The organism is Bacillus sp. FJAT-22090 (assembly GCF_001278755.1).
Lineage (GTDB): Bacteria > Bacillota > Bacilli > Bacillales_A > Planococcaceae > Psychrobacillus.
Genome location: NZ_CP012601.1, coordinates 115533 through 129009, shown reverse-complemented (window position 1 = coordinate 129009; position 13477 = coordinate 115533). Strand labels below are relative to the sequence as shown.

12 protein-coding genes are annotated in these 13477 nt (G+C 36.0%); 3 read left to right on the top strand and 9 right to left on the bottom strand.

Annotation, left to right across the window (positions count from 1 at the left end):
* Nucleotides 1–15: 15 nt before the first annotated feature.
* Together lgt and hprK are read right to left on the bottom strand one after the other, a co-directional pair.
* Complete coding sequence (gene lgt / locus AM499_RS00730; protein WP_053588411.1) at nucleotides 16–825, bottom strand: prolipoprotein diacylglyceryl transferase; 810 nt, start codon at nucleotides 823–825, stop codon at nucleotides 16–18.
* Nucleotides 826–849: 24 nt separating this feature from the next.
* Nucleotides 850–1785 carry an HPr(Ser) kinase/phosphatase gene (gene hprK, locus AM499_RS00725; protein WP_053588410.1) on the bottom strand — a complete coding sequence of 312 codons (936 nt, stop codon included), beginning with the start codon at nucleotides 1783–1785 and terminating at the stop codon, nucleotides 850–852.
* A 122-nt stretch (nucleotides 1786–1907) separates the two neighbouring features.
* On the opposite strand from hprK, the gene AM499_RS00720 reads away from it, so the two are divergent.
* On the top strand, nucleotides 1908–2450 hold the full coding sequence (locus tag AM499_RS00720; protein WP_053588409.1) for an N-acetylmuramoyl-L-alanine amidase family protein: 543 nt from the start codon (nucleotides 1908–1910) through the stop codon (nucleotides 2448–2450).
* A gap of 673 nt (nucleotides 2451–3123) precedes the next feature.
* On the opposite strand, the gene AM499_RS00715 is transcribed toward AM499_RS00720, so the two are convergent.
* The 5 genes from AM499_RS00715 to AM499_RS00695 all read right to left on the bottom strand — a co-directional run bounded on the left by AM499_RS00715 (nucleotide 3124) and on the right by AM499_RS00695 (nucleotide 10073).
* On the bottom strand, nucleotides 3124–4245 hold the full coding sequence (locus tag AM499_RS00715) for a DUF4097 family beta strand repeat-containing protein (protein ID WP_053588408.1): 1122 nt from the start codon (nucleotides 4243–4245) through the stop codon (nucleotides 3124–3126).
* Between the two features lie 67 nt (nucleotides 4246–4312).
* Nucleotides 4313–7204 (bottom strand): excinuclease ABC subunit UvrA, encoded by a 2892-nt coding sequence (gene uvrA, locus AM499_RS00710; protein ID WP_053588407.1) that lies wholly within the window; start codon nucleotides 7202–7204, stop codon nucleotides 4313–4315.
* Nucleotides 7205–7209: 5 nt separating this feature from the next.
* Entirely contained in the window at nucleotides 7210–9192 is a 1983-nt protein-coding gene (uvrB, locus tag AM499_RS00705) for an excinuclease ABC subunit UvrB (protein WP_053588406.1), read from the bottom strand.
* 132 nt (nucleotides 9193–9324) lie between these two features.
* Nucleotides 9325–9711, bottom strand: a complete 387-nt coding sequence (locus AM499_RS00700; protein ID WP_053588405.1) for a M14 family metallopeptidase — start codon at nucleotides 9709–9711, stop codon at nucleotides 9325–9327.
* Nucleotides 9712–9836: 125 nt separating this feature from the next.
* Entirely contained in the window at nucleotides 9837–10073 is a 237-nt protein-coding gene (locus AM499_RS00695; protein ID WP_053588404.1) for an IDEAL domain-containing protein, read from the bottom strand.
* Between the two features lie 180 nt (nucleotides 10074–10253).
* Between AM499_RS00695 and AM499_RS00690 the strand changes: the two genes are divergently transcribed.
* Entirely contained in the window at nucleotides 10254–10787 is a 534-nt protein-coding gene (locus AM499_RS00690) for a competence protein ComK (RefSeq protein WP_053588403.1), read from the top strand.
* A gap of 3 nt (nucleotides 10788–10790) precedes the next feature.
* Here AM499_RS00690 and AM499_RS00685 read toward each other — a convergent pair whose 3' ends face one another.
* Nucleotides 10791–11156: a YhjD family protein gene (locus AM499_RS00685; protein ID WP_053588402.1), complete on the bottom strand. Its 366-nt coding sequence runs from the start codon at nucleotides 11154–11156 to the stop codon at nucleotides 10791–10793.
* Between the two features lie 149 nt (nucleotides 11157–11305).
* Nucleotides 11306–12535 carry an EAL and HDOD domain-containing protein gene (locus AM499_RS00680; protein WP_053588401.1) on the bottom strand — a complete coding sequence of 410 codons (1230 nt, stop codon included), beginning with the start codon at nucleotides 12533–12535 and terminating at the stop codon, nucleotides 11306–11308.
* Nucleotides 12536–12692: 157 nt separating this feature from the next.
* Between AM499_RS00680 and AM499_RS00675 the strand changes: the two genes are divergently transcribed.
* The gene (locus AM499_RS00675; RefSeq protein WP_053588400.1) at nucleotides 12693–13469 is read left to right on the top strand and encodes an enoyl-CoA hydratase-related protein; all 777 of its coding nucleotides are present in this window, start codon (nucleotides 12693–12695) and stop codon (nucleotides 13467–13469) included.
* Nucleotides 13470–13477: the final 8 nt, after the last annotated feature.

Below are 13477 nucleotides of genomic sequence, written 5' to 3'. Positions count from 1 at the left end.
CTCTTCCTTCTTTCCTTACTTATCTAAATAATGCACCACAGGCTTAACAGTAATTCTTCTATAAACAAGTAAAATTAATGCTATGATAATACCTAGTAGTGAAACGACTTGAGCAGTTCTCAAATCTCCAATTAAATAAAGGCTATCCGTTCTCATACCCTCAATAAAGAAACGACCTACAGAATACCAGATGATATATAATAAGAATATTTCTCCACGACGTAAATTTACTTTACGAAGTGAAATTAATATAATAACTCCTATAATGTTCCAGACGGATTCATATAAAAATGTCGGATGATAATATTTACCATCTATGTACATTTGCTCTATTATCCAGTTAGGTAGCATCAAGTTTTCTAAAAATGTTCTTGTTACTTCTCCTCCATGTGCCTCTTGATTCATAAAGTTACCCCAACGTCCAACTGCTTGACCTATTAATAAACTAGGAGCTACAACGTCTGTAAGCTTCCAAAAAGAGGTGCCTCTTTTTTTCGTAAAAAAATAAGCAGTTAAAAAAGAAGCGATTAAAGCGCCATGAATTGCTATACCACCATTCCAGATTTGAATAATTTTTTCCGGATTTTGACTATAAAAATCCCATTTAAATATTACATAGTATATTCTTGCCCCCACAATTGCTAAAGGGACAGCCCAAATCAATAAATCCGTTAAGTACTCTGGATGAAAACCACGCTTCACCATTTCACGCTGTGCTACTATAAACGCTAGTATAATTCCCACTGCAATAATCACTCCGTACCATCTTACTTCCAACGGTCCGAGTGAAAAAGCTACTGGATCAATAGCTTGTAATAAATTCATATGAAACTCCTTTCAATCGTTATATTAATATTCATTTTCTCCATTTTGGCTAATTACATCATCTAATCGTTTCGCAAAATCTTCTGCAGCATTGACACCCATTCGTTTTAAACGGTGGTTCATCGCCGCTACTTCAATTATTACTGCCAAGTTTCGACCTGGTCGAACTGGAACGGTCAGCTTTGTAATAGCTGTATCAAATATTTCCATTTTGTCTTCTTCAAGTCCAAGTCGCTCATACGTTTTTTCAGCATCCCATAAATCTAATTCAATTACTAATGTAATACGTTTATATGTACGAATTGCACTAGCCCCGAACATAGTCATAATATCAATAATGCCTATACCTCGTATTTCTAGAAGATGCTCAATTAATTTTGGTGCACTACCAACTAGCGTATCTTCACTTTCTTGTCTAATTTCCACACAATCATCCGCAACTAATCGGTGCCCTCTCTTCACGAGTTCAAGTGCTGTCTCACTTTTCCCGACACCACTTTTCCCAGTGATTAACACGCCCACCCCGTAAATATCTACTAATACGCCGTGTACTGCTGTAGTTGGTGCAAGCATGCTTTCTAAGAAGTTAGTTAGTATACTCGAAAATCGAGTTGTCGCCATACTAGTCGTTAGTACAGGAACAGAATTTTTATTGGAAGCTACTATTAATTCTTCGGGAACTTCCATACCATGTGAAACGATGATTACAGGTGTATCAGGAGCACAAAGTTTCCTCATACGCTCTTCTTTTTCATTTGGTTCTAATAACTGAAAAAAGGAAACTTCTGTTTTTCCTAATAGTTGAATGCGATTAGATGGGTAATGTGTAAAATAACCTGCTATTTCAATTCCAGGTCTTGATATATCACTTAATGCAATATGCCGCCCCATACCTTCTTCTCCACTAATTAATGTGAGGTTAAACTTTTCTTTTACGTCCTTTGTCGTCACATGTGGCATATATTGAGTCCCCTTTCTCGCTACTATTTCTCACATAGTTCTTATTTTAGCATGATTACTCTATTTAATAGTATCCATTTATCTTTTCATCTTCTATTTATTAAAAGAAGGGAGAGATTTTAATGTTGAAAATCATGCTAGATGCAGGACATGGGCCAGAAACACTCGGGAAACGCACACCAGATGGGAAAATGAAGGAATTCGAATTTAATAATGCAGTTGTAGGATTCTTAAAGGATGAATTAAAGAATTGCGGGGTGATCGTTTTAGTAAGTCATCCTGGTAATTTAGATATTCCCCTTTATGAAAGGACAACACTTGCCAATAAGCTGGAAGTGGACGCATTTATTTCTATACATGCTAATGCGTTTGGATCTACATGGAATAACACAACCGGTATTGAAACATTTACGTATTCAAAAGCTTCCGCACAATCTACGTTACTTGCAAAGTCTATTCAGGATGCTTTATGTTCTATTACAAAAGGTAAAAACCGTGGAGTAAAACAAGCTGATTTTGCAGTACTACGCGATACAAAAATGCCAGCAGTATTAGTCGAATGTGGTTTTATGACAAATAAAATAGAAGCAGCCTTACTTCAATCTAGGACATATAGAATACTTTGCGCTAAAGCAATCGCCTTTGCAATTCTTCGTTGGAAATAAAGTTCCTCAATGTGATTTCATAACTGTATGTAAACGACAAGTTGTTCACATATCAATCTTGTTTTGGACCCGTTAATATCCGTTCCAGGCGGACGCGTTCCGCCGGCATGGCTTCAGCCGCTTCCCTTGCTCCTGCGCAAGCTCGTCGCAAAAATTAATTTCGCTACGCTCAGTCCAGGGTCTTCAGCTCATACTAGAATCCGCTTTTCATACAAAACGTTAGCCTTTAATAGAGCAAGTTTTTATCACTTAAATTTTTTCAATTAGTATTTATAGAAAATCGTTGAAAAAGGCGACACTCCTGCGGGGATAGCGTTAGACGAAGACCCCTCAGTTGAGGGGAAGGCAATCTAAGTTCGCCGCATCCTGCGGCAACGATTGCATGACCAACATCGTGTTGGCCTAGGAGGCTAAGGCAACGCCCGCGGAAAGGGAGTCGTTTCAACGATTTTCTTATTTATCGGACGACATTATTTAGTTAGTTATCTTCCTTCTGTAAAATTATTTCTTTTAGTCTAGTATCAATAGTTCTTAATCAGAAAATGCTGAGAATCAAATTGAATAATTATGTGTTTCCTTATCAAAAAGTTTTAGTAGCACGGTACAAAAATAAGACAGATTATAAGCAAAAAAAGCTGACGGAAGAAATGAATTCTTCTGTCAGCTTTTTCTTTTATTCACCTTCTACTGTATAGCGTACAAGGATTGTTCCTGTTTTTGCATCTCCATATACTCTGAGCGGATCTGCTTCGGAGTCTACTATTTTCGTAAAACCAACTTTCTTATTTAACAATTGCTCTGATTGGTTCAATTGCGTCACATCTAATAGTTGGACATCTATTTTTCCTAATTGAGAAGTAACTTCTCCTTTTAAAGACACATCTTTTCTTACATATAATTCGACAGTACCTGCAACTGCAGAGCCTTCGATTTTACGGGCATCCTTATCCTTCGTGGTTAAAATAACATGTCCACTGACAGAAGAACCTTCGAGCTCCTTCAATTTTCCGTCTACATAAATACGGCCATTTATTGTCTCGACCTCTACTGATTCTCCCTCGATGTTTTGAACTTGTACGGAACCATTTACTGTTTCAATATCTGCTTTACCAATCTGTATAGCGTCAAGATTTACTTTTCCGTTAGTCGTTTTCACTTTAAGTGTTTTTACTTCAAGACTCTTCGCACTAAATTCTCCATTAAATAAACGTGCCGAAATATCATTGTAAGTTTTTTTAGGTACAAATAAGGAAATTTGAACAGAAGTCGTTTTCATATCACTATATATACGTAATTTATTTCCTTCTGTCTTAAACAGAAAATCGTTCTGAAAACGATTTTTGGCTTCTTCCTCTGAAGAGTTCTTATAAGACTTAACGGTCACGTCCGCATGTGTAGTTTCTTCTTCTGTTGGGTAAATATCGATTTTACCATTCGCAATATCAATGGATATATCATCGAACTGAGCTTGTTCAAGCACTAATTTTTCTTGAAATACAACAGGTTCACCGAAAGGCATTTCAAAATCAATATCTTTAATTTTTTCAACTGTTCCTTGCATGAACTGCATGAAACGTTCTCCCATTACGTTAAAATCTCTCTTTAAATCTTCAAAGAAATCGGTATTTTGTTGCTTTTGCTGCGTTCTACTATGTTCATAACCCTGATGTTGAGATTCTGCTTTTACTTCTGGAGCTGATTGTTTGCCAAGTACCTCTAAAAGCCCTAAAGCTTCCTGGGCAGTGATAGTACCATTTTCAACCATATCTAAAATACGTTTACGTTCTTCTTGCATTGTGAATGGCCTCCTTTTAAGTTAAAAGTCTGTACTCTACCTAATACGAATCAGGGAAAAAAAGGTTTCAATTGGATTTAACAGTCTCTTTTTTCTTTTTAGATGCCTTGGATACTACTTCATCCATTCTTTTTCGATCACGTTCCAAGATTGTCTTTAAATATTTACCTGTGTAGGATCCTTTAGTTTCCGCAATTTTTTCTGGAGTACCAACACCTATTATAGTCCCTCCTTTATCTCCACCTTCTGGTCCTATATCAATCATATAGTCTGCAGTTTTAATAACATCCAAATTATGTTCAATAAGAAGTACAGTATCACCATTTTCTACTAAACGTTGAAGGACCTCTAGAAGATGGGCGATATCATCGATATGTAACCCAGTCGTAGGTTCATCCAATATATAAAACGACTTTCCGTTGGACCGTTTATGCAATTCGGAAGCAAGCTTTACTCGTTGTGCTTCTCCACCGGATAATGTTGTTGCGGGTTGACCTAATTTCATATAACCAAGGCCTACGTCTACAATGGTACGTAGCTTACGGCTAATCTTTGGATGATTTTCAAAAAATGCTAAAGCATCTTCTACTGTCATTTCCAATACATCTGCTATATTTTTCCCTTTGTAATGTACTTCTAATGTTTCACGGTTATAGCGTTTTCCATGACATACCTCACAAGGTACATATACATCAGGTAAAAAGTGCATTTCAATCTTGATAATTCCGTCTCCACGACAGGCTTCACAACGTCCACCTTTTACGTTAAAACTAAATCTACCTTTTTTATATCCTCTAACTTTCGCTTCATTAGTCGCTGCATATAAATCTCGCATATCATCAAATACCCCAGTATAAGTAGCAGGATTTGACCTTGGTGTACGTCCGATTGGCGACTGATCAATATCAATCACTTTCTCCAATTGTTCAATTCCTTCTATACTCTTATTAGCCCCTGGCTTCACTTTGGAGCGATTAATTTTTTGCGCTAATGATTTATAAAGGATTTCATTCACTAGCGTACTTTTTCCTGAACCTGATACGCCTGTTACAGCTACAAATACGCCTAATGGAATATCCACATTTACATTTTTTAAGTTATTTTCAGAAGCGCCTTTAATTTTGATGTATCGTCCATCTGGCTTTCTTCTTTCTGTTGGTAAAGGGATAAATTTCTTCCCACTTAAATATTGACCTGTTAGTGATTTATTGTTTTTCATTACTTGTTCTGGTGTTCCTGCGGCTACTATTTCTCCACCATGGATTCCAGCGCCAGGACCAACATCGATTAAATAATCAGCAGCCATCATAGTATCTTCGTCATGCTCAACTACAATAAGCGTATTACCAATATCACGCATATTTTTTAATGTCTCTATTAAGCGGTCGTTATCTCGCTGATGCAAACCAATAGAAGGCTCATCCAATATATATAAAACTCCTGTTAGTCTAGATCCTATTTGTGTTGCAAGACGAATTCGTTGTGCTTCTCCACCAGATAATGTACCTGATGCGCGATTTAATGTTAAATAATCGAGTCCTACATTTTCTAGAAATCCTAGACGCTCATTAATTTCTCTTAAGACTAATTTCGCAATTTGCATATCCTTTTCAGATAAAGTTAACTCGTTGAAAAATTTATTTGCTTCTTCAATAGAAAACTCTGTTAGTTGACCGATATGTAAGGAATTCACTTTTACAGCAAGCGTTTCTTCCTTTAAACGATATCCTTTACATGTAGGACAATCATGTTGTCCCATGTACTTTTCCATCTGCTCTCGAATATAGTCAGAAGATGTATCCTTGTAACGTCTTTCAATATTCGCCAAGACACCTTCAAATTGAATCGAACTGTCTCTCACTTGTCCAAATTCATTTTCATATCGAAAACGAATTTTATCTGTACCAGAGCCGTACATTATTTTATTCCACTGGTCTATCGGTAATTTTTCTACCGGTACATTCATTTTAATTTTGTAATGTTTACATACCGCTTCCAATAATTTTGGGTAGTACTGTGAACTCGTTGGCTGCCAAGCAACGATAGCCCCCTCGCTTAATGTGAGACTTTTATCGGGTACTACTAAATCAGGATCCACTTCCAATTTTGTCCCTAAACCATCACAGTCAGGACATGCCCCAAAAGGATTGTTGAATGAAAACATACGAGGCTCTAACTCGCCAATTGAAAACCCACAGATTGGACATGCATGGTGCTCACTAAATAATACTTCCTCGTGCTCCATCACATCAATCAGTACTCTACCGTCAGCCAATCGAAGGGCTGATTCAAGCGAATCACTCAAGCGAGCAGCAACGCCTTCTTTCATTACGATACGGTCGATTACAACTTCAATACTATGCTTTTTATTTTTATCTAAATTAATGTCATCATCTAAATCGATTAACTCTCCATCTATTCTCACCCGTACATAACCTTGTTTTTTCATATCCTCCAACAGTTTTACATGCGTACCTTTTCTGCCAGATACAATTGGAGCCAATACTTGCATACGTGTTTTTTCCGGGTATTCGCTCAAACGATCGACCATTTGTTCAATCGTTTGAGAACTAATTTCTATTCCATGGTTAGGACAGATTGGCTTTCCCACACGAGCATACAATAGTCGCATATAATCATATATTTCTGTAACAGTAGCAACGGTAGATCGTGGGTTTTTACTTGTTGTCTTCTGATCTATTGAAATAGCTGGTGATAGTCCCTCTATCACGTCTACATCTGGTTTATCCATTTGGCCTAAAAACTGGCGTGCATATGCAGATAGTGACTCTACATAACGTCTTTGACCTTCCGCATAAATCGTATCGAATGCTAAAGAGGACTTTCCGGAGCCAGACAAGCCTGTCATTACAACAAGCTTATCTCTCGGAATTTTTAGACTTATATTTTTTAAGTTATTTGCTCTGGCACCTTGTATAATAATTTCTTGGTTTCTCACACTCTTCATCCTTCCAGCTTTAGTTCGAGGATTGCATCACGTAATTCTGCGGCACGTTCGAAGTTAAGCGCTTTGGCTGCATCCTTCATTTCTTTTTCGAGATTTGCCAATAGTTTTTCTTTCTCTTCTTTTGTTAACGCTTTTCCACTTGTTAACTTTTGTGCATAAGTTCCCTCTTCTTCGGCAACTTGAGATGCTCGAATAACTTCGCGAACTTTTTTCTCAATCGTTTTCGGTGTAATGCCGTGTTTTTCATTGTATTCCATTTGAATTGTTCTACGGCGTTTTGTTTCATCGATTGCTTTTTTCATAGAATCTGTCATTTTATCTGCGTACATAATTACTTCACCATTTGAATTTCGGGCAGCTCTTCCAATCGTTTGAATTAAAGAACGTTCGGATCGCAAAAATCCTTCCTTATCAGCATCTAAAATTGCCACAAGAGATACTTCGGGAATATCAAGACCTTCTCGAAGCAAGTTTATTCCTATTAAAACATCATATGTCCCTAAACGAAGCTCACGTATAATTTCAATTCGCTCCAATGTTTTCACTTCTGAGTGTAGGTATTGTACTTTTATCCCTATCTCTTTCAAATAATCTGTTAAATCCTCTGACATTTTCTTTGTTAATGTAGTAATTAACACCCGTTCATTTTTCGCGGAACGCTCATGGATCTCATTGATTAAGTCATCTATTTGACCTTCTATTGGTTTAACGGTTATGACTGGATCTAGTAGTCCGGTTGGTCGAATAATTTGTTCAACCATTTCAGGGGTATGTTCAATTTCATATGGTCCAGGTGTTGCAGATACATATATAGCTTGATTTACATGATCTTCGAATTCTTTAAAAGTAAGAGGACGGTTGTCTAAAGCAGAAGGTAATCGGAAACCATAATTAACAAGCACTGATTTTCTTGCTTGGTCACCATTAAACATTCCTCTTACTTGAGGTAATGAAACATGACTTTCATCCACAACGAGTAAAAAATCTTTTGGAAAATAATCTAATAGCGTGTAAGGGGTAGCTCCTGCTTCACGTAATGTAAGATGTCGTGAATAGTTTTCAATTCCAGAGCAAAATCCCATTTCTCTCATCATTTCCAAATCGTAATTAGTGCGTTGCTCTAATCTTTGTGCCTCCAATAATTTATCTTCACTACGTAATAGTTTAAGTTGTTCTTCTAATTCTTTTTCAATATTTTCAATGGCAAGACGCATTTTTTCCTCACGTGTAACGAAGTGAGATGCTGGAAATATAGCTACGTGATCTCGTTCTGCTAAAATTTCTCCAGTTAATGCATCTACTTCTCGAATTCGGTCTATTTCATCTCCAAAAAACTCTACTCTTAGACATCTTTCATCTCTTGAAGCTGGGAAGATTTCTACTACATCTCCACGAACACGGAATGTACCTCGCGTGAAATTAATATCGTTTCTTTCATATTGAATGTCAACTAACTTTCGAAGCAACTGATTTCGCTCAATTTCCATTCCTGATCGCAGTGATACGACCATTTCTTTATATTCTTCAGGATTACCGAGACCATAAATACATGAAACAGATGCAATAATGATGACATCTTTTCTTTCGAATAAGGAAGATGTTGCCGAGTGACGAAGCTTGTCAATTTCTTCGTTTATGCTCGAATCTTTTTCAATATACGTATCTGTTTGGGGCACATACGCCTCGGGTTGAAAATAATCATAATAACTAACGAAGTATTCCACTGCATTGTTAGGAAAGAACTCTTTAAACTCACTATAAAGTTGTCCGGCAAGGGTTTTATTATGTGCCATTACCAAAGTTGGTTTATTAATCTGTTGAATTACATTTGAAATAGTAAACGTCTTTCCTGTCCCTGTTGCACCAAGTAACGTTTGATGTTTATCTCCTTCCTGAACCCCTTCTACTAATTTTTTTATTGCTTCTATTTGATCCCCCGCTGGCTTATACGGAGCTTGCAAATCGAATATTTGATCCATATGATAGCCTCCCATAACTTGAATATTTTCAGTTTAACATACTATCTTTTTGAAAACGAATAAAACGAACGTATGTTTTTTCATAAATAAGAAAAACCGCTTAAAACAAGCGGTCTTACTAGGTTTGTGCTGTTATCTTTTTGATGCCTCTAAGGCTAGATACAAACCTACTTTATTATTTTGTCTCCAGATAGCTTCCCATTTTTCAAGCGGCACTGGCTTCTCTCCTATATACGGTGATATTTCTAATGTGATTCCAGGCATTTTGGTTTGTTGAATAAACCAATCAGCAGAAGATCCTGATCCCGGTAAATATTGTGGAGGCATCACTTTGTAGCCTGTCATTTTAGATAAACCACTTGCTAAGGTTTTGTCTCTTTCTAATAGTTTAAGTGAATCAACCGAAGCGTCTATGTAAACCTGATAGTTTTCTTCCGTCTTTATATTCCATCTGTCCTCCGCCTGCACTACTACCGGCAACAAAATGAATAGAATTAAAATCGTCCATATACACTTCATTTAACCGTCCCCTCTCTATCTCTTCACTTACTAAATAAGTTTACAAGAACTTTTTGTAGAAATAAATCGAATTTTAAAACAATTTTAAACATAAAGAAAGCCGCTCTGCATAAGCGGCTTTCAGTCTACTTTATACTTTGTAATTGTTGTAATGCATTCGTATACTCTATGAATGCATGCTTATCTTTTTGGTCTAAGGCATCATCAATTAACTGCAATAATCTATAACTACTTTGTTCCCGGTGAATTATGTTCAAAAACATATCAAGATAAATTTCGTTTAACAATTTTTCTGCAGAACTTTCTTTTCCTGTTTGCCCCATTGCTTTTAAGAAATCTGCGTATGAATATTGTTTGTCCATCTCTGATCACCCCGATGTCTTTTTTCCATTATATAAAAGTAAAAGAAGAGATGCAATCATTTTGCGAAAATTATGATTTTAAGATTAATTGAAAATTTTAGAAAATTCGTTATATTCGATTGCTTTATTTCCATATTTAACTATAATTGATGTATAAACTACTAAGGAGTGGAAAATACGATGAAAATAATAAAAGATAAATCCTTCCTCGTTTCATTTGAAACTGCAGTTCTACAGCCAGTCCGAATAAACAACAAAGTTTATACAAAAGTTACTAATATTTCAGGGGAAACTATGTTAGTAGGTAAAAAGCCTTACGATATAGTAAGACAATCATGTGCCTACTATGGCTCCTCATTTCAACAAGCAAAAAACCTTTCCAGAGAAACACTCGGAAATTACCTTAAACTTCCTATAATTATCGCACATGACTATGGAAATCCATGTATATTAATACCTTTACTTTCACCAAAATCAGATTTAAATGTTTGGTTTTCACTTAAAGCGATTGATGGTTTCCATGCAAGTGAAGGGGTGTGTAAGGTTTTATTAACAAATGGGCAAACAATTACTGTTGAAACGTCGGCAAATACTTTAAGCAAACAATTCGGTTTCGCCAATTTGCTAAATACACATTTTTTAAAAAGAATGAGTCACCTCTCATATGAGGGATTTTTATCGACCAGAAACCAATCTTCTTCTAATAAATTTTAAAGTTTAACAAGATTTTTCTACAAGCTCAAAATAAATAGAAATGAGTTCTTCTACTCTATTTCGAAGGCGAACGTTTAAGTACCTACGATGTTCTTCATAACCACCATGAAAAAATACATACTCCGTGAACATATCATCACCTTCACCACGAAGAACTTTCATACTATGTCGTTTCATATAAATATGTGTCTCTTTTAATTCTTTTTGGGCTTGCTTTACGGCTTTCTCCACCATAGATATATAAGGTCGTTTTAGCTTAAAAGGGCCTTTTTCAAAAATGGTTCGATCCTTTTCCAAAATGGTTAAAACCATCGGAAGATAGATCATGTTTTCTAAGTATGGCAACGATTCATCCGGTATTAGTGGCATATCATATCCTCCTTCTAACAAGAACGTTTGTTCCTATATTATTGTACAACTTTTAATATAAAATGCAATAATCTACAAAAAATATTTTTTCCAATTTAATGAATAAAATACATTTGCTCAAAAAAACTACCATTCTCTAAGAATGGTAGTTAATTTAATATTTCAGCAGCCCAACGACGAGCTTCTATATAGATGTCATTCAAGGTATCGTGATCGATATTTAGAATCGTTGCACCCTCTAACATATCGTCCCATCGAACCTCATCACAGGCAATTGCCACCTCTAAATATGGAGTCATTTCAGTGAGGTTACCTGAAAGTGTTGCCGCTACTTCATCAGAAAGCGGTAAATCCTGAAGTAATTGGTTCATCGATTGATGAAGTAAAGTATCGATTAAAGAGAACATGCCAACTAAAAAATACTCTGACGCATTTTGTTTGACTTTAGTTTTTGCAAGTAACTCACAAAACTTCGCACGGAATAAGGAAGCCTCGATTAAAGCCATTCCGTCACCCGAATGATTCGCTTTAGATTCATGAAGTAAAAGAACATATAACCAATGATTTAATTCCTCCAAGCCAAGCATAACTACACCTTGCTTTATCGAACGAATCTTAGATTTTAATCGTACTGCAGGGGAATTGATCAACTTCAATACTTTAAACGAAAGTGAGACATCTCGTTCAATTTCTTCTGCTACCTCTTCAATAGAAGAAGATTTGTCACGTAGAAGACTAATAATCCGAAAGTACTGTACCAAATTGGCTGGAATTTCCGTACCTTTAATAATTTCAGGCTTAGCAAAGAAATAACCTTGAAATAGCCCATAACCAGCAGCTTTTGCTTCATAAAACTGTTCGCGGGTCTCAACTTTTTCGGCAAGTAGTACAATATGTGGATAATTCTTTTTTACAATTCGTTCGATTGCTTGTCTTTCCGCCACGGTGCTTGAAAGAAAATCAACTTTAATGAAGTTAACGAGTGAAAATAACTCATCATATACCGTTATATTTTTTTGGAGAACAAAATCATCTAATGCAATTAAAAAGCCCAAAGACTTAATCTCTTTAATTTTTTGAATTAAAGCAGAGGTTATTGGTATATCCTCTAGAATTTCTACTACTATTCTATTCCCTGGAAATTTTGCGAAAATATCCTTTACTAGTAGGTTTTCAGTGAAATTAATAAAACATAGTTTTTCTCCAGCTAGTTCATTAATACCAATCGTCAAAAAGGAGTGCACGAGTACTTCTAAAGTAGCTGTTTCTCCATCTATTAGTGGAAAGGAATTATCATGTCCATTACGATACAACAATTCATATGCGAAAATATGTTCATTTTTATTAAAAATCGGTTGTCTTGCAACAAAAATGTCCATGTAAATTCCTCTAATCTTTCGAATTTCAATAACATAATTGTATCAAATCAAAAAAGGAAAATCGACCTATATTTGAAACTATCTACTAAAGATGACAGACCAATAGTAAAATGATATGTTTTGTATGGGAGAAAAAATTATTTTTGGGGGAGAGAAAATGGAATCTATTCATTATGAAGAACATGGAAATATTGCTTATGTGACACTTAATAGACCAGATGCTCTGAATGCATTTAATTACGATATGCTTCAAGAGCTTGGAGAAATCACTGAAACTATTCGTATAAATCCAGATGTGCGTGTAGTGATTTTTACAGGTGCTGGGGAGAAATCTTTTAGTGTTGGGGCGGATTTAAAAGAACGAAAAACATTGACTGACCAACAAGTAAAACGAAATATATTAAAAATTGGAGAAGTTTTTTCAGCAATTGAAAATCTTCCACAACCTACCATCGCAATGCTAAACGGCTATGCTTTTGGGGGTGGAACAGAGCTTGCTCTTGCATGTGATTTCCGGATAGCAGCGAATGACATTCAACTAGGATTAACGGAAACAAGCTTAGCCATTATTCCTGGCGCAGGTGGTACACAACGTCTACCACGTCTTATTGGAGAAGCGAAAGCATTGGAACTTATCCTTACAGCAAAAAGATTAAGAGCAGAAGAAGCATTAGCATACGGCTTAGTAACTAAAGTTACTTCACGTGAAACATTAATCGCAGAAACCGAAAGCTTCGCAGCACTAATGCTAGTAAATGGCCCAATTGCGCTACAACAAGCCAAATTTGCTATCAAACACGGCATGAATGTCGATTTACATACTGGATTAAGTATCGAACGCAAAGCTTACGAAATTACCATTCCAACAGAAGATAGAATAGAAGCATTAAACGCATTCAGTGAAAAACGAAAACCTATTTTTAAAGGAAAGTAATACAGTTG